Raw genomic sequence first — 17,090 nt, 5'->3', positions numbered from 1 at the left:
GGGTGCCGGGCCCGACGTCGCTCCCCGCGTGGCAGCAGTGCGGCCGAAGGGGACGGTCAGCGCTTGACCGGGTCCTCCGCGTGCCGGTGCTGGTGCCGCGGGTGCGCGTGCGCGTGACGCGGCTCCGCCGGCGGCTCGTGGCCGGTGGAGTCGCCGTTGACCGCGCGGGTGCTGCGGGCGAACCGGGCGACCATGTGGGCGATCGCAGCCGTGTTGGCGCGCAGCGCACGGCGGCTGAGGTTCGTCATGTCGTCGCACGCCGCGTGGTAGCACGGGTCGTACGCCTCGCCGGCGGTGCCGCCGAACTGGACAGCCTGCTCCTCGGTCTTGATGCCCTCGGCGCCGGTGAACAGACCGCCGGCGGGGACGTTGAGCTCGATGAACGGGCCGTAGTCGCTGCGGCCGCTGAACGCAGACTCGTCGGAGCCGGTGCCGAGACGGTCGAAGAACCGGTGGAACATCCGCTCGATGGCACCCGAACCCTCCGGACCCTCGGCGGCGCCGGGGCCGACCGGGTACGCCGAGTTGTCGCCGTCGTAGACCATCAGCGCGTAGTTCGGCGAGGCGACCATGTCGAAGTTCAGGTAGAGCGCGATCTGCTGGAAGCGACGCGGCCGGTTGGTGGCGAGGTCGTCCACGTAGTGCCGCGACCCCTTCAGCCCGAGCTCCTCGGCACCCCACCAGGCGAACCGGACCCGGTTGGTCGGCTTCCGCTTCTGCTCGGCCAGCTTCTCGGCGACCGCGAGCAGGGCGCCGCTGCCACTGCCGTTGTCGTTGACCCCATTGGCGCCCTGGACGCTGTCCAGGTGCGCACCGGCCATCACCGTGTTCCGGCGCTGGCCCTTGGTCTCGGCCAGGACGTTCCAGGTCTCGCGGATGTCGGACTCGGTGCTGGCGGCCAGGTGGACCTCCGCCTCGCCCGAGGCGAGGGACTCGCCGATCGCGAAGGTGGTGCCGATCGCCGGCACCGTGCCGACGGGGTTGCTGAGGGTTCCGCTGAAGGCGTCGAAGCGGCCGGGGGTGCCCTGGTTCATCACGATGACGCCGGTGGCGCCGGCGTCCTGCGCGTTGACCACCTTGTCCGCGAAGGCGCAGGCGCCGCGCTGGATGAGAGCGATGTTGCCCGCGGTGAAGCCCTCGAAGTCCGCGGCCTCGCAGCCGCTGGTGGAGGCCGCCGGGTCGCCCAGGCTGAGGTCGACGGGCTGGACCGGCGCGGTGACGTCGCCGGAGCCCGAGTAGGTCATCAGCGCGTAGCCGTTGTCGGAGTCCTCCTCGTACGTCGTCGGGGTCGGCGACGTCTGCTCGAAGACCGACGGCGCGAGCTGGGCGAAGTAGGCGAAGTCGAAGGCCTGGACCTGCGGCTTGTAGCCGGCCCGCTGGAGCCGCTTGACCACGTAGTTGCGGGAGACGCGGTAGCCGGGCGTGCCGGCGGAGCGGTCGCCGTGCCGGTCGCCGATCGCGTCGAAGCGCGCGAGGTGCTTCATCACCTCGCGCACCTTGACCTTGCCGGCCAGACCGCCCGGCTTGGTCGTGCCGTGCTCGGCAACGGTGGTGCTCGGCGTGGTCGCGCCGGGTGTGGTGGCGGCGACGGCTGGGACGCCGGCCGCGACGGTGGCGGCGCTGGCGAGGAGTGCGATGCCGCTCAGCCAGCGGGCATGCGTCGTACTGGGGTGTTTCACGGTGAGCCTTTCCGAGATGTCCGAGAAGTCCGAGAGGTCCGAGAGTGTGCCCGGGGCCCGGGCACACGAGAGGTCACGTTAGGTGTGACGGGCGTCACGGACAACCACTCCTGGGGGTGAGTCGCCGAACCTCCTGCGGTGGCTGAAGGCGACCGCTCCTAGGCTGCGAGGCATGGCAGCCAGACTCCGCCCGGCGGACCCCGACGACGTGGCGGCCGCGTTGGCCCGGCGGGCGGCGGGCGAGCTCACGCCGCCGGACCTGCGGCTGCTGACCAAGCACTACCTGGCACTGCTGGAGGCGAGGGCGCCCGGCAGATCGGTCGAGGTGCGGGTGCCGCCGTACGCCGCCGTCCAGGTGATCGCGGGAGTGCGGCACACCCGCGGCACCCCGCCGGCCGTCGTCGAGCTGGACGCCGCCACCTGGCTGGCGCTGGCCACCGGAGAGCTGACCTGGGCGGAGGCCGACGCAGCCGGTCGGGTGCGTGCGAGTGGTGAGCGCGCCGACCTCACTGCCCACCTGCCGCTGTGACCCGGTGCGGCGATCTGTCGGTTCGGAGCACGTGCCCGGCCGTGGATAGGTTGGCCCCATGAGTGACGAGTTCAGCATCGAGGACATCCGCAGCCGCGTCGCCGAGGTGCTCCCGCGCCTGCGTGAGGACCTCGAGGACCTGGTCCGGATCGAGTCGGTCAGCGCCGATCCCGCGCGTGCCGCCGAGGTGCAGCGCAGCGCGGAGGCGGTGGCGGAGCTGTTCCGGGCGGAGAACTTCGACTCCGTGGAGATCGTCAGCGCCGGGGGAGGTGCGCCCGCGGTGATCGCGCACAAGGCGGGCCCGGCTGGTGCGCCGACCGTGCTGCTCTACGCCCACCACGACGTCCAGCCCGAGAACGACCACGCCGAGTGGGACTCGCCGCCGTTCGAGCCGACCGAGCGGGACGGGCGCCTGTACGCGCGCGGCGCCGCCGACGACAAGGCCGGCATCGCGGCCCACCTGGGCGCCCTGCGGGTGTACGGCGACGAGCTGCCGGTGAGCGTGACGATGTTCATCGAGGGCGAGGAGGAGGTCGGCTCCGAGACCCTGCCGGCGCTGCTGCTCGAGCACCAGCAGGCCCTGGCCGCGGACGTCATCGTGATCGCCGACTCCGGCAACTGGGACATCGGCGTACCGGCGCTGACGACGAGCCTGCGCGGCCTGGTCCGGGCCGACGTCGAGGTGCGCACGTTGACGCACGCCGTGCACTCGGGCATGTGGGGCGGTCTGGTGCCCGACGCCCTGATCGCGCTGTCGCGGCTGATCGCGACCCTGCACGACGACCGGGGCAACGTGGCGATCGAGGGGTTGTGCGCCGGCCCTGCGGCGGAGGTGGACTACCCCGAGGAGCGGCTTCGTGCGGAGTCGGGCGCCATCCCCGGGCTGGACTGGATCGGCGACGGCAGCGCGGTCGAGCGGTTGTGGACGAAGCCGGCGCTGTCGATCACGGGTCTGGACGCGCCGAAGGTCGAGGGCGCGAGCAACACGCTGGTCGCGTCGGCGCGGGCGAAGATCTCGTTGCGGATCGCCCCCGGTGACACGGCGGAGAACGCGGTCACGTGCCTGCAGAGGCACCTGGAGGCGAACGTGCCGTGGGGGGCCGATCTGGACGTGACGATCGTGGACACGGGGGAGGCGACGAAGATCGACGCCACCGGTCCGGCGTACGACGCGGCACGGCGGGCGTTCGAGGAGGCGTGGGACGGGGTCGCGCCGGTGGACATGGGCGTGGGTGGCTCGATCCCGTTCATCGCGGAGTTCCTGGAGGCGTTCCCGCAGGCGAGCGTGCTGGTGACCGGGGTGGAGGATCCGGACACCCGGGCGCACGGCGCGAACGAGGGTCTGCACCTGGCGGAGTTCGAGCGGGTGGTGCTGGCGGAGACGCTCCTGCTGCACCACCTCGGCACCGCCTGATCGGCCGGATGGTCGGTCGGCCGAGGGTCGGGGCCCGGATCGGCCGGGATCGGCCCAGGGTGCCCGGATCAGCCCGCTTACCCAGCACTTCCTGCGCTTCTCACGCGTTGCAATCCGTGGGAAGCGACAGGATCCCCGGATCTCCGGGGATCCCTACACCGCGGGCAGGCACACCCGGAAGGTGCTGCCCACCCCCAGCTCGGACTCGACCTCGATCCGGCCCCGGTGCCGCTCCACGATCCGCTTCACGATCGTCAGGCCGAGCCCGGTGCCCGGCTGGGCCAGGGCCTCGGGGTTGCTCGAGCGGAAGAACTCGGTGAACAGCTGCTCCTGGTCCTCCGGCGAGATGCCGAGCCCCTGGTCGGTGCACGTCAGCACCGCCTCCTGACCGCGACGCCGCACGCTCAGGGAGATGATTCGACCCCGGGGGGTGTACTTCACCGCATTGCCCAGCAGGTTCACGCAGACCCGCTCGAGCTCGCTGGCGTCACCGAGCGCCAGCACCGGTCCCTCGGGCTCGTCGACGCTCACGGTCAGGTCGCCGCGAGCCGCCCCCAGCGACGCGAGCTCCACGGCCTCGCGGACCAACAGGCGCAGGTCCACGGGCTCGGCCCGCAGCTCGGTGCGGTGATCGCCGACCCTGGCCAGCATCAGCAGGTCGGCGATCACCAGCTCCATGCGGTGCGTGCTGCGTCCGATGAAGCTCAGTGAGCTGCGGTCGTCGGCGCTGAGGTCGGGGGAGGACTCGAGCAGTTCGAGGTGACCGGAGGCGACCGCCAGCGGGGTCTTCAGCTCGTGGGCCACCGTCGCGATCAGCCGGCTCTTGTAGGCGTCGAGCTCCTGCAGGTCGTGGACGAGCTTGCGCTCGCGTTCGAAGGTGCGGGCGTTGAGCAGGGCGCGGCCGAGGTCGTGTCCGATGTCGAGGGCGGCCGCGCTCTCCACGTCGCTCCACTCGGGAGTGCCCGGCGCCCGGGTGAGCACCAGGCTGCCCAGGCACTCGGGGCCGGCGCCGAGCGGCGTGAAGAGGATCGAGCCGATGCCGTGGTCGGCCAGGAAGCGCAGCACCTGCGTGCCCTGCTCCTGCGAGATCGTCGGCCCGAACGGCCGGTCCGGGGCCACCACCTCCGAGCGCTGGGCCCGCCACGCGCTGCGCGCGGACATCCGGGCGAGGTCGACCACCTCCGGAAGCAGCTCGACCGTCTCGCCGGTGGAGGAGTAGAGCGATTCCGTGCCCAGACCGTCCCGGTCGAACGTGTGGATCCACACGCCCGATGCCCGGAATCCCTCGGTCAGCGCCGCGCTGGAATCGGAGAGGATCGCCGCCATGCTGCGCTGCGCGCTGGCGTTGCGGACGATGGTGCGGGCGGCGTCGGCGAGCCGGACCTGTTCGGCGAGCTCCTCGCGCTCGAGCGCGTTGACGACGGCCCGGCCGGCCTGCTCGGCGTACTTCTGCAGCACCGCCCGTTGCGCGTCGCCCGGTCGGCGTCCGTCCCGGGGCAGGTCCATCGCGAGGGTCCCGCGCAGGGTGCCGTCCTGGTCGCGCAGGGGGGCGATCAGCAGGTCCATCGGGTGCCAGGCGTCGGGCAGGTCGAGCGGCTCGACGTCCGGCACCCAACCCCAGTCCTCCTCGCCGATCTCGAGCTTCTCGTGCGGCAGGAACCGCAGCAGGCCCCAGTGGTCGGCCTTGTCGATCTCGGCCATCAGCTGGGCGACGGGGGTGCGTACGCCGGTGAGGTGGTCGCGGGCCTCGTCGCTGCCCGCGACGGCCATCACTTCGAGCCGGCCGTCGTCCCGGACGACGCTGATCGCGGCGACACCGAAGCCGGCCACCTCGGTGACGCCCTCGGCGATCAGCTGCAGCGCGTCGCGGGAGGGTGCGTCCGACCAGGCGGTGGGGACGCCGGGGTCGGGTCGTTCGCCGGCGTGGTGGCGCGACACGTGGGTCTCCCTCCCCGGTCAGGGCTCGACGTGTCATGTTACGGGGATCACCGCTCACCGGAGGCGGTCTGGAGTTTCTCGAAGGTGTCGGCCCGTAGACTCATCTGCGTGCCCCCACCCCACAGCGCGCGCATGGGCGGTGACGGTCGGCTGACTGCCGCCCTCGACCCGCACGACCAGGGTCCGCAGGACGCCTGCGGTGTCTTCGGTGTCTGGGCGCCCGGCGAGGACGTCGCCAAGCTCACCTACTTCGGTCTCTACGCCCTGCAGCACCGCGGCCAGGAGTCGGCCGGCATCGCGGTCAGCAACGGACGGCAGATCCTGGTCTACAAGGACATGGGCCTCGTCTCCCAAGTGTTCGACGAGACCACCCTCAACTCCCTCAAGGGCCACCTCGCGATCGGTCACGCCCGTTACTCCACGACCGGGGCGAGCACCTGGCAGAACGCCCAGCCGACCTTCCAGCCCACGCCGCTGGGATCCATCGCGCTCGGCCACAACGGCAACCTGATCAACACCCACGAACTCGCCCAGCTGGTCGCCGACCTCCCCGGCGCCGACGACGAGCAGGACCAGCGCGGGCTCCAGATCGAGGCGTCGACCAACGACACCGGTCTGGTCACCTCGCTGTTCGCCCACCACCCCGACACGTCCCTGGAGCAGCGCGCCCTCGAGGTCCTGCCGCTGCTGCAGGGGGCCTTCTCCTTCGTCTGGATGGACGAGAACACGCTGTACGCCGCCCGCGACGCCCAGGGGATCCGTCCCCTGGTCCTCGGGCGGCTCGACCGCGGCTGGGTGGTCGCCAGCGAGGACGCGGCGCTCGCCACGATCGGCGCCAGCGTCGTCCGCGAGGTCGAGCCCGGCGAGATGCTGGTGATCAACGAGGACGGTCTGCGCTCGTACACGTTCGCCGAGCCCGAGCCGAAGGGCTGCGTCTTCGAGTACGTCTACCTCGCCCGGCCGGACGCGACGATCGCCGGTCGCAGCGTGCACCAGGCCCGGGTCGAGATGGGTCGACAGCTGGCCCGCGAGTTCCCGGTCGAGGCCGACCTGGTCATCCCGGTGCCCGAGTCCGGCACCCCGGCTGCCGCCGGGTACGCCGAGGAGAGCGGGATCCCGTTCGGTCAGGGCTTCGTCAAGAACGCCTACGTCGGGCGCACCTTCATCCAGCCCAGCCAGACCCTGCGCCAGCTCGGCATCCGGCTCAAGCTGAACGCACTGGACCACATGATCCGTGGCAAGCGGATCGTGGTCGTCGACGACTCGATCGTGCGGGGCAACACCCAGCGCGCCCAGGTCCGGATGCTGCGCGAGGCGGGTGCCCTGGAGGTGCACGTGCGGATCTCCTCGCCGCCGGTGAAGTGGCCGTGCTTCTACGGGATCGACTTCGCCACCCGGGCCGAGTTGATCGCCAACGGCCTGACCCCCGAGGAGATCGCGGCCAGCGTCGGCGCCGACAGCCTGGGCTACATCTCGCTGGAGGGGATGGTGGAGGCCACCGGGCAGCCGCAGCCGACGCTGTGCACCGCCTGCTTCACCGGCGAGTACCCGATCGAGCTGCCCGACGAGAGCCTGCTCGGCAAGCACCTCCTCGAGGCGTCGCTGAGCAGCCCCGGCCTGGGCAAGGCCCTTCCCGTCCTGAACAACCCCTGACCCCACCTGATCGCCAGGAGACCCGCATGACCCAGTCCGGCCACGACTCCTCGACCGGCGTGCCCCAGCCTGATTCGGCGGGGGCCGGCGCCTACGCGGCAGCCGGGGTCTCCATCGAGGCGGCCGACAAGGCGATCGAGCTGATGAAGGTCTGGGTCGAGAAGGCCCGCCGCCCGGAGATGATCGGCGGCCTGGGCGGCTTCGCCGGACTCTTCGACGCCTCGGCGCTGAAGAAGTACGACCGGCCGCTGCTCGCCACCTCCACCGACGGGGTCGGCACGAAGGTCGCCATCGCCCAGGCGATGGACCGGCACGACACGATCGGCTACGACCTGGTCGGCATGGTCGTCGACGACCTGGTCGTCTGCGGCGCCGAGCCGCTCTTCATGACCGACTACATCGCGACCGGGCGGGTCGTGCCCGAGCGGATCGCCGCGATCGTCAAGGGCATCGCCGAGGCCTGTGTCGAGGCGGGCTGTGCGCTGGTCGGTGGTGAGACGGCCGAGCACCCGGGACTGCTCGCCCCTGACGAGTACGACGTCGCCGGCGCCACCACCGGGGTGGTCGAGGCCGACAAGCTGCTCGGTCCGGGGCGGGTTCGCCCCGGTGACGCGATCATCGCGATGGAGGCCAGCGGCCTGCACTCCAACGGCTACTCGCTGGTCCGGCACGTCCTGCTCGGCTCGCCGGAGAGCGGCGGCGCCGGTTGGGCGCTGGACCGGCACGTCGACGAGCTCGGTCGCACGCTGGGCGAGGAGCTCCTCGAGCCCACCCGGATCTACGCCAAGGCCTGCCTGGAGCTCGCTGCGCGCACCTCCACGCACGCGATGGCGCACGTCACGGGCGGTGGACTGGCGGCCAACCTCGAGCGGGTGATGCCGGTCGAGCTGTCCGCCAGCATCGACCGCCGTACCTGGACCCCTCAGCCGATCTTCGACCTGGTCCGTCGGGTGGGTGGCGTCGCGCAACCCGATCTCGAGGCGACCCTGAACTGTGGCGTCGGGATGGTGGCGCTGACCCCGGCCGAGGACATCGACACGGCCCTGGAGGTGCTGGAGGGGTTCGGGATGCGCGCGTGGGTGGCCGGAATGGTGGACCACGACACCTCCGTGGGCGGCCGCGACGGCGGTCGTGTCACGCTGACGGGCCAGCACCCGGGTTGGTGACATCCGTCCCTTTTCGGGAGGGGATGTGCGGGAACACCCAGGCAGCGGGTAGCGTTGCCCTCACGACGAAACGTTCAGGACAGCCCGGGAGCCACAGTGCCCCGGCCGAGTGTGCGAGGGGGCTGACCCTATGGGGCGCGGCCGAGCGAAAGCCAAGCAGACCAAGGTCGCACGCGACCTGAAGTACCAGACCCACGAGACGGACTTCGGGGCGCTGGCGAACGAGCTGCACGGCTCGAGTCACAACTCAGACAAGGACCAGGTCGATCCGAACGAGATCGACAAGTGGTCCGACTACATCGAGCCTCGTCGCGACTGACGACTCGGTGGCCGGTCTGAGCGACGGGCCCTGCATCGACTGACAGCACAGAACTGGGCGGGTGAGCACCTCACCCGCCCAGTTCTGTCATGTCCGGATCAGTGGTCGAGCCAGATCCCGCGCAGTCGGCCGACCTCGCGCATCCGGCGCTCGGCGAGCCGGTCGGCGGCGATCGCGGGGGCGATGCCCTCGGCGGCGGCAAGCTCGAAGACCTGACGGGTGGTCTCGAAGATCCCCTCGGCCCGCTGCTGGGCCCGCTCGAAGGAGAAGCCCTCGAGCTCGTCGGCGACCTGGATCAGCCCGCCGGCGTTGACGCAGTAGTCAGGGGCGTACAGGATTCCGCGGTCCTCCAGCGCCTTCTCGACGCCGGGGTGGGCCAGCTGGTTGTTCGCGGCGCCGCAGACGATCTTCGCGGACAGGACGTCGACGACCTCGTCGGTGATGGCGCCACCCAGGGCGCACGGGGCGTAGACGTCGAGCTCGGAGGCGACCAGCGCGTCGGTCGAGTCGACGGAGGTCACCTGCGGGAACTCCTCCCGGATCGCCTCGACCGAGGGGGCGTGCACGTCGGTCACGACCACCGCGGCGCCGTCCTCGATGAGGTGGCGGACCAGGTGGCGCCCGACCTTGCCGACGCCGGCGACGCCGACGGTCCGACCCGCGAGGGTGGGGGAGCCCCAGACCCGTTCCGCGGCAGCGCGCATCCCCTGGAAGACGCCGAAGGCGGTCAGCACCGAGCTGTCGCCGGCGCCGCCGTGCGCGACGGTACGCCCGGTGACGTAGTCGCACTCGCGGGCGATGTCGTCCATGTCGACGGAGAAGGTGCCGACGTCGCAGGCGGTGTAGTACCGGCCGTTGAGCGACTGGACGAAGCGACCGTAGGCCCGCAGCAGCGCTTCGGACTTCAGCGTCCGCGGGTCGCCGATGATCACGGCCTTGCCGCCGCCGAGGTCGAGCCCGGCGAGCGCCGCCTTGTACGACATGCCGCGGGAGAGGTTGAGCACGTCCTGCAGGGCGTCGGAGGTGGAGGCGTAGGGGTAGAACCGGGTGCCGCCGAGGGCGGGGCCCAGCGCTGTGGAGTGGATGGCGACGATGGCCTTGAGACCGGTGGCCGGGTCGTTGGCGAAGACGACCTGCTCGTGCTCGGCAGCCAGCTCGAAGAGGTCTTCGGTGCGACCCGGGCCCGAGCTCGGAGGAGTCTCAGCAGACATGGGACAGCTCACTTTCAGTTCTGGCCACCGGGTGAGGCGGCGCTGGTCGGACCGCAGGGGTGGCGCGTGTCCGTCCTCACAGCGTATTCCGCTCATCGGGCGCGAACGAATCGCCCGAGCGACCAGCCGGCCTCTCGCCCGGTCAGGCCAGCCGGGAGGCCTCCCGGGCCAGCGCCGCCAACCCACGGTCCGCTTCCCGGCAGACCTCGTCGAGGCGGTGGCGCACCTGCTCGCTCGTCGGCGCTCCGCTCGCGGTCTCGAGGGCGGCTGCAGCGGAGCCGAGGAGCGGAAGGCCGAGGTTCAGGGCGCTGCCCTTGAGCTGGTGGGCCGTCGTCCGCAGGGTGGCGGCGTCACCGCGGGCGACGGCGTCACGCAGGGCGTCGAGCTGACCGGGGACCCGGGCCGAGAAGGCGGCGGCGGTGCGCTCGAAGAAGCTGACGCCGTCCATCCTCAGCTCGTGCAGGACGTTCACCCGCTGCTGGTCGAGCACCTCCGAGTCCGTGCTCGCTGCCGGTCCGTGGTCCGGCTCGAGGTCCGGCTCGGCGTCGGCGTCAGGGTCGGCGTCGGCGTCGGCGTTGAGGGTCCAGCGAGTCAGCACGCGGGCCAGGGCGTGGGGGTCGATGGGCTTGGGCAGGAAGTCGTCCATCCCCGAGGCCAGGCATCGCTCCCGGTCGCCCTGGAGGGCCGACGCGGTCATGGCGATGATCGGCACCCGGCGACCGTCCGGTTCGTTCGACCGGATGGTCCGCGTGGCCTCGTAACCGTCCATCTCGGGCATCCGGCAGTCCATCAGCACGGCGGCATACGGGTGGTCGCCGCGCAGGATGCGTACCGCCTCGGCGCCGTCGTGGGCGGTGTCGACGTCGTAGCCCAGGTGCTCGACGAGACCGACGGCGACGAGCTGGTTGATGGGGTTGTCCTCGACCACGAGCACCCGGGTGCCGGTGCTCGGCGTCTCCGTGGGGGTGTCGGGCGAGGTGGCCGGCAGCGACGGAGCCACGATGTCGAGCAGCGCCTCGTGCAACTGCGAGTGCCGTACCGGCTTGGTCAGCGAGGCACGGACTCCGCTGGCCCGGGCCAGCTGCGGGTCGACGTCGTTGGCCGAGCTGAGGAGCAGCAGGCTGATCTGGCCCAGGGTGGCATCGGCGCGGATCCGCCGGGCCAGTTCGAGGCCGTCGACGCCGGGCATCACCAGGTCGAGCAGCGCGACGTCGAACGGCTGCTGGGCGCGTGCAGCCTCCCGCAGCGTTGCCATCGCCTCCTCGGCGGAGGCGACGGCGACCGGACGCATGTGCCAGGCCTGCAACTGCTCCTCGAGGATGAACCGGTTGGTCTCGTTGTCGTCGACCACCAGCACTCGACGACCTGCCAGCTCGGACGGGGCTCCGGTGCGTCCGGACGGCAGGCCCTGGGCCGGGGTGAAGGCGGCGGTGAACGTGAAGGTGCTACCGATCCCGGGTGCGCTCTGCACCGTGATCTCCCCGCCCAGCGCGTCGACGAGCTGGCGGGAGATGGCCAGCCCGAGGCCGGTGCCGCCGTGCCGGCGCGTGGTGGACGGGTCGCCCTGGCTGAAGGCCTCGAAGAGGCGATCCTGCTCCTCGGGGGCGATGCCCACGCCGGTGTCGGTGACGTCCACGCGGAGGACCACCCGCTCGGAGTCCCGGGAGACCAGCGAGGCCTGCACGATGACCTCTCCGCGGTCGGTGAACTTGACCGCGTTCGCGCCGAGGTTCGTGAGCACCTGACCCAGGCGCACCGCGTCGCCGCGCAGGGTGAGCGGAACCTCGGGGTGGCACGCCACCACCAGTTCCAGGCCCTTCTCGTGGGCCGGGCCGCTCAGCAGGGCGGCGGTCCGCTCGAAGAGCTCACGGACGTCGAAGTCCTCGGTCTCGAGCACGAGCTTGCCGGACTCGATCTTGGAGAGGTCGAGGACGTCGTTGATGATCGCGAGCAGCGTCGATCCGGCGGACTGCAGGCCCTCGGCGAGCCGGCGCTGGTTGTCGTCCAGCTCGGTGCGCAGGAGCAGGTCGTTGAGGCCGATCACGCCGTTCATCGGGGTGCGGATCTCGTGGCTCATGGTGGCCAGGAACTCCGACTTCAACCGGGACGCCTCCATGGCCTCGTCGCGGGCGGCGGCGAGCTCGGCCGCGGCACGGGTGCGTTCGGTGACGGTCCCGAGCTGGGCCGCGACCTGCTCGAGCAGGCGGGTGGCGTCGTCGTCCGGGGCCGCCTGGTCCAGCACCACCTCCAGGACGGCGGTGACCTCGTCACCCACCTTGACCGGCACGGCGGCCAGGCACCGCGACGGGTGCGGGATCCCGACAGCGCCGTGCGACAGCCTCCGGGTCGTCAGGGCATGCCGCGCCAGGGACGGGTCGGGCGCTGCGGCCGGCGCGCCGGGTCGGCCCTCGAGCGGCGTGGAGACCAGGCCCCCCGAGGGGGTGCGCCGGTAGACGCAGACCGGTGACCAGTTGCTGTGCTGGATGAGCGCCTGGGCGGCCAGCGAGTAGGCCTCCTCGAGCTCGGTGGCGGCGTTCGCGTCGGTGGCGAGCTGGTGCAGGAGCAGGAGTCGCTGGGTGGCCGCCGCCGCGACCTGATCGGCCCGGACCAGGTGGGTGATGTCCTGGGAGGTGCCGCCCATCTTCACGGGCAGGCCGTCCGGGCCACGCTCGACCACGCCCATCCCCCGCACCCAGCGGATCTCGCCGCCCTTGCGGATGATCCGGGCGTCCCAGTTGAAGGTGTCCGGGCCGTGGAAGGTGCTGGTCACCGCTCGCTCGACCCGGGCGCGGTCCTCGGGGTGGATGAAGTCCAGGAAGGCCTGGTAGGTGGCGGCGAACTCCTGGGGCTCGAGGTTGTAGATCCGGTAGAGCTGGTCCGACCAGCGCACTCGATCCGCGGCCACGTCCCACTCCCAGCTGCCGATCATCGCGATCTGCTGGGCCTCGGCGAACTGCCGCTCACGCTCGCGCAGCTGCTCGAGCAGTTCCTTGCGCTCGGTGTACTCGGTCACCCGGTGCAGCCAGCCGATTCGGACACCCTCGTCGTCGTACAGGGGCTGCCAGCTGACGAGGCCCCAGATGGTCGACCCGTCGGCGCGGACGAAGCGGGACTCGAGGTTCTCCTCCCCCGGGTGCCCCGCGCGCATCTCGGCGAGGTGGGCGTCGAACTGGGCGCGGCCGTCCTCGTCGAGGGCGTCGTACGGCGAGAAGTCCGCCATCGTCGCGTGCTCACGACCGAGGAGCCGGGCCATCCGCTCGTTGGCGTAGAGCGTGCGGCCGTCCTCGTCGATCAGCCACAGACCGTCGGTGCTCGACTCGACGACGTGGCGGAACAGCTGCGGTTGCGGCTCCATCTTCCCTCCCGATCACCCATATCATCGCCGCACCGGCCCGTTTGCGCGACAACTCCGTCACCGTTCCCCGTCCTCGCCCAAAGAAGCGTGGTCGCGGTGACGGATCGACTAGGGTGCCCAGCATGGACGCGACAACTCGCCACCATGTCGCGCTGAGTGGCCGCGCGGAGGGTCAACCCATCGTGTTCGCGCACGGCTACGGCTGCGACCAGAGCATGTGGCGCCTGGTCACCCCCGCCTTCGAGGAGGAGCACCGCGTGGTGCTCTTCGACCTCGCCGGCGCCGGCTCGGCCGACCCCGCCGCCTACGATCCCGAGCGGCACTCCTCCCTGGAGGGCTACGCCCAGGACGTCGTCGACCTCCTCGAGGAGCTCGACCTGCAGGACGTGATCTTCGTGGGTCACTCCGTCTCGGCGACCATCGGGATCCTGGCCGAGCGCAGGGTGCCCGAGCGCTTCGGGGCCTTGGTGCTGGTCGGTCCCTCGCCGCGCTACATCGACGACCCGCCGTACGTCGGCGGCTTCAGCGAGCAGGACATCCACGAGCTCCTGGGCTCGCTGTCCAGCAACTACCTCGGCTGGTCCAGCGTGATGGCCCCGGTGATCATGGGCAACGAGGACCGTCCGGAGTACGGCCAGGAGCTGACCGCGAGCTTCTGTCGGACCGACCCCGACATCGCCCGGCGCTTCGCGCGGGCGACGTTCCTCTCCGACAACCGGGCCGACCTGCCGCTCGTGTCGACGCCGACGTTGGTGCTGCAGTGCAGCAGCGACGTGATCGCACCGGTCGAGGTGGGCGAGTACGTCCACCAGCAGATCCCGGGCAGCGCCTACGCCCTGCTCGAAGCGACGGGTCACTGTCCTCACCTCAGCGCACCGGGCGAGACGATTGCGGCGATCACGTCGTTCCTGCGCGACCGGGTCCGGGTCTGACCGAGTGCCGATCGATCCCGGCCCTTCGGACGACGCGCAAGGGATCGACTTCCGGCGCGACTACGACAACTCCCCGTGCGGCTTCCTCACCACGACGCCGCAGGGTCTGATCCGCAACGTCAACCAGACCTTCCTCGCCTGGACCGGGTTCACCCGCGAGGCGCTGGTCGGGAGCCGAACCTTCGTCCAGCTGCTCAGCCCGGGGGGTCGGCTCTTCCACGAGACCCACTACGCGCCGCTGCTGCAGATCCAGGGCTGGGTGCGCGAGATCGCTCTCGACGTGGTGTGCGCCAACGGCCAGCGCTTGCCGGTCCTGGTCAACGCCAACCTCGACCGGGACGAGGCGGGGAGTCCCGTGGCCGTCCGGATCGCCCTCTTCGACGCCACCGAGCGACGCGAGTACGAGCGCGAGCTGGTGCGCGCCAAGGACCGGGCCGAGGCCTCCGAGCAGCGGGCGCGAGAGCTGGCGCGGACCTTGCAGCTCAGCCTGATCCCGCCCAGCCTGCCGCAGATCGACGGTCTGGAGGTGGCGGGCGACTTCCGTGCGGCCGCCGAGGACGTGGACGTGGGCGGCGACTTCTACGACGTCTTCGCGATCAGCGCGGACGAGTGGATCGTCGCCCTCGGCGACGTGTGTGGCAAGGGGGTGGAGGCGGCAGGCCTGACCGCGCTGGCTCGCCACACGATCCGGGCGGTGGCCGTGGGCCTGCACACCCCGAGCGCCGCGCTCGCCGCCCTCAACGAGGTGCTGCTCGGCCACGAGAGCGATCGCTTCTGCACGGTGGCGATGATCCGGATGCGCAGGGAGGGGGACTCCTGGCGGGTGGTCCTCGGCTCCGGGGGACACCCACCGGCGGTGCTGGTGCGCCCCGGCGATCCGCCGGTGATGGTCGGGGGCAGCGGTCCGCTGCTCGGTGTGATCGAGGAGCCGGACTTCGAGGACCACCAGCTCCTGCTCGCCCCGGGAGACGCTCTCGTGCTGTACACCGACGGGGTGACCGAAGGCCGCCGCGGTGACGAGTTCTTCGACGAGGACCGGTTGCTGGAGTCGGTGGACCGGAACCGTTCCTCGGCGTTCGCGATCGTGGACGGGCTCGTCCGCGAGGTCGGCGACTTCCAGGACGGCCACCTGCGCGACGACGTGGCCGTGGTGGCGGTGGGGGTTCGCGGCTGACCGCTCACCTGCTGGGGGCGGAGCCGCCGCAGAGGCCGGGGTTGCAGGTCTGTGCATTGCACAACCCTGACCCCGTGCTGACAAGACACCAGGCCCGTGGACTTCCTACAGTTCTGACTTCCGGCCGCCTCGGGCGGCACCCCTCCCGGAAGCCAGGTCCTCATGCGCACTTCCCTCAAGGCTGCTCTGGCAGCCTCCGCCGTTCTCACCCTGGGTGGCACCGCTCTCGCGGCGGCTCCCGTCGTCGCCGCCCCGCCGGCCCTCGGCACCGCTGCCTCGCCGTACATCGTGGTCCTGAAGGACAGCGTCGACGCGCGCACCGTCGCCCCCCAGCAGGCCGCCCAGCTCGGCTTCGACCTCGGTCACGTCTACCACTCGGCACTCCAGGGCTACTCCGCCTGGCTGTCGCCCGCCGAGGCCGACCTGGTCGCGGCCTCGCCGATGGTCCGCTGGGTCCAGAAGGACACCCCGGTGAGCATCGACGCGCAGTCCACGCCGACCGGCATCAACCGCTCCAACGCCGACGCCAGCCCGACCGCCAAGATCAACGGCGTGGACGAGCGGGTCAACGTCGACGTCGCGGTCATCGACACCGGGGCGGACCTGACCCACCCCGACCTGAACATCTACCGGGCCGGCGCCAAGAACTGCTCGATCGGCGCGATCAACGCCAACGACATGCACGGCCACGGCACGCACGTCGCCGGCACGATCGGTGCCCTGGACGACACCAAGGGCGTTGTCGGGATGGCGCCCGGTGCGCGGATCTGGCCGGTCAAGGTGCTCACCGACGCCGGTACCGGGCTCAACTCCGACGTGATCTGCGGGATCGACTACGTGACGGCCAACGCCTCCAAGATCGAGGTCGCCAACATGAGCCTCGGCGGTGCGGGCACCGACGACCAGAACTGCGGTGCCACCAACAAGGACGCGATGCACGCGGCGATCTGCCGCTCGGTCGCGGCCGGCATCACCTACGTCGTCGCCGCGGGCAACGACTCCGAGGACGCCAAGAACTCGACCCCGGCCGCCTACGACGAGGTGATCACGGTCAGCGCGCTGGCCGACTTCAACGGTCTGCCCGGCGGCGGCGCCCCGTCCACCTGCCGCTCGGACGTGGACGACACCTTCGCCAACTTCTCCAACTACGGCGCGGACGTCGACCTGATCGCCCCCGGTGTCTGCATCAACTCGACCTGGCGGCTCGGCGGTTACAGCTCGATCTCGGGCACCTCGATGGCCAGCCCGCACGTCGCGGGCGGCGCGGCCCTCTACAAGGCGCTCAACCCCACGGCCACCCCGGCCGCGGTGAAGGCGTACCTGCAGTCGACGGGCACGCTCGACTGGAACAACTCCGACGACAAGGACTCGGTCAAGGAGCGCCTGCTCAACGTCACCGGTTACTGACACGCAGTTCCCCACACACTCCGACGGGGTCGGGTCGCTCGGGCGGCTCGGCCCCGTCGGCATGTCCGGCGCGGCTTCAGCCTCGGGGGAGTCGGTCCAGCTTCAGCCCGGCGCGGCGGATGGCCCGGATGATCCTGCGCAGGCCCTCGGAGGTGTGCACCGCGGTGCCGTGCATCAGCAGGTTGCCACCGGCGGTCAGCGGTGGCGTGCGGTAGTCGCCGTACCTGACCCGCTCGATCATCCGCGCGGTCGTGGTCCGGTCCCAGTCGTAGGTGTCGGCGGTCCAGCGACAGACCGTGTACCCCTCCGCCTT

13 protein-coding genes are annotated in these 17,090 nt (G+C 71.3%); 8 read left to right on the top strand and 5 right to left on the bottom strand.

Annotated features, from left to right (window positions below; all coding sequences use genetic code 11):
• Positions 1 to 56: 56 nt before the first annotated feature.
• Positions 57 to 1,679 (bottom strand): M28 family peptidase, encoded by a 1,623-nt coding sequence (locus tag ABZE72_RS10320; RefSeq protein ID WP_372728939.1) that lies wholly within the window; start codon positions 1,677 to 1,679, stop codon positions 57 to 59.
• A gap of 172 nt (positions 1,680 to 1,851) precedes the next feature.
• On the opposite strand from ABZE72_RS10320, the gene ABZE72_RS10315 reads away from it, so the two are divergent.
• Positions 1,852 to 2,208: a sterol carrier family protein gene (locus ABZE72_RS10315; protein ID WP_372728938.1), complete on the top strand. Its 357-nt coding sequence runs from the start codon at positions 1,852 to 1,854 to the stop codon at positions 2,206 to 2,208.
• 58 nt (positions 2,209 to 2,266) lie between these two features.
• The gene (locus tag ABZE72_RS10310; RefSeq protein WP_372728937.1) at positions 2,267 to 3,622 is read left to right on the top strand and encodes a dipeptidase; all 1,356 of its coding nucleotides are present in this window, start codon (positions 2,267 to 2,269) and stop codon (positions 3,620 to 3,622) included.
• A 153-nt stretch (positions 3,623 to 3,775) separates the two neighbouring features.
• Here the strand turns inward: ABZE72_RS10310 and ABZE72_RS10305 are convergent, their stop codons facing one another.
• Entirely contained in the window at positions 3,776 to 5,560 is a 1,785-nt protein-coding gene (locus ABZE72_RS10305) for a sensor histidine kinase (protein ID WP_372728936.1), read from the bottom strand.
• Between the two features lie 132 nt (positions 5,561 to 5,692).
• Between ABZE72_RS10305 and purF the strand changes: the two genes are divergently transcribed.
• From purF to ABZE72_RS10290, 3 genes are all read left to right on the top strand, one after another.
• Positions 5,693 to 7,213, top strand: a complete 1,521-nt coding sequence (gene purF / locus ABZE72_RS10300) for an amidophosphoribosyltransferase (protein ID WP_372728940.1) — start codon at positions 5,693 to 5,695, stop codon at positions 7,211 to 7,213.
• 26 nt (positions 7,214 to 7,239) lie between these two features.
• Positions 7,240 to 8,379 (top strand): phosphoribosylformylglycinamidine cyclo-ligase, encoded by a 1,140-nt coding sequence (purM, locus tag ABZE72_RS10295; RefSeq protein WP_372728935.1) that lies wholly within the window; start codon positions 7,240 to 7,242, stop codon positions 8,377 to 8,379.
• 130 nt (positions 8,380 to 8,509) lie between these two features.
• On the top strand, positions 8,510 to 8,698 hold the full coding sequence (locus ABZE72_RS10290; protein ID WP_372728934.1) for a DUF3073 domain-containing protein: 189 nt from the start codon (positions 8,510 to 8,512) through the stop codon (positions 8,696 to 8,698).
• 98 nt (positions 8,699 to 8,796) lie between these two features.
• Here the strand turns inward: ABZE72_RS10290 and ABZE72_RS10285 are convergent, their stop codons facing one another.
• Together ABZE72_RS10285 and ABZE72_RS10280 are read right to left on the bottom strand one after the other, a co-directional pair.
• Positions 8,797 to 9,909, bottom strand: coding sequence for a Glu/Leu/Phe/Val dehydrogenase (locus ABZE72_RS10285; RefSeq protein ID WP_372728933.1), 1,113 nt, complete (start codon positions 9,907 to 9,909; stop codon positions 8,797 to 8,799).
• Positions 9,910 to 10,051: 142 nt separating this feature from the next.
• Positions 10,052 to 13,264 (bottom strand): response regulator, encoded by a 3,213-nt coding sequence (locus tag ABZE72_RS10280; RefSeq protein WP_372728932.1) that lies wholly within the window; start codon positions 13,262 to 13,264, stop codon positions 10,052 to 10,054.
• A gap of 122 nt (positions 13,265 to 13,386) precedes the next feature.
• On the opposite strand from ABZE72_RS10280, the gene ABZE72_RS10275 reads away from it, so the two are divergent.
• From ABZE72_RS10275 to ABZE72_RS10265, 3 genes are all read left to right on the top strand, one after another.
• Positions 13,387 to 14,196, top strand: coding sequence for an alpha/beta fold hydrolase (locus ABZE72_RS10275; protein WP_372728931.1), 810 nt, complete (start codon positions 13,387 to 13,389; stop codon positions 14,194 to 14,196).
• A gap of 4 nt (positions 14,197 to 14,200) precedes the next feature.
• Positions 14,201 to 15,370, top strand: a complete 1,170-nt coding sequence (locus ABZE72_RS10270) for a PP2C family protein-serine/threonine phosphatase (protein WP_372728930.1) — start codon at positions 14,201 to 14,203, stop codon at positions 15,368 to 15,370.
• A gap of 162 nt (positions 15,371 to 15,532) precedes the next feature.
• Positions 15,533 to 16,777, top strand: coding sequence for a S8 family serine peptidase (locus ABZE72_RS10265; protein ID WP_372728929.1), 1,245 nt, complete (start codon positions 15,533 to 15,535; stop codon positions 16,775 to 16,777).
• Between the two features lie 76 nt (positions 16,778 to 16,853).
• Here the strand turns inward: ABZE72_RS10265 and ABZE72_RS10260 are convergent.
• A partial coding sequence (locus ABZE72_RS10260; RefSeq protein ID WP_372728928.1) for a hypothetical protein occupies positions 16,854 to 17,090 on the bottom strand: 237 nt, incomplete at its 5' end.

The organism is Nocardioides sp. (assembly GCF_041600255.1).
Classification (GTDB): domain Bacteria; phylum Actinomycetota; class Actinomycetes; order Propionibacteriales; family Nocardioidaceae; genus Nocardioides.
The sequence above is the reverse complement of the archived record's forward strand: the minus strand, read 5'-3'. Positions and strand labels throughout refer to the sequence as shown.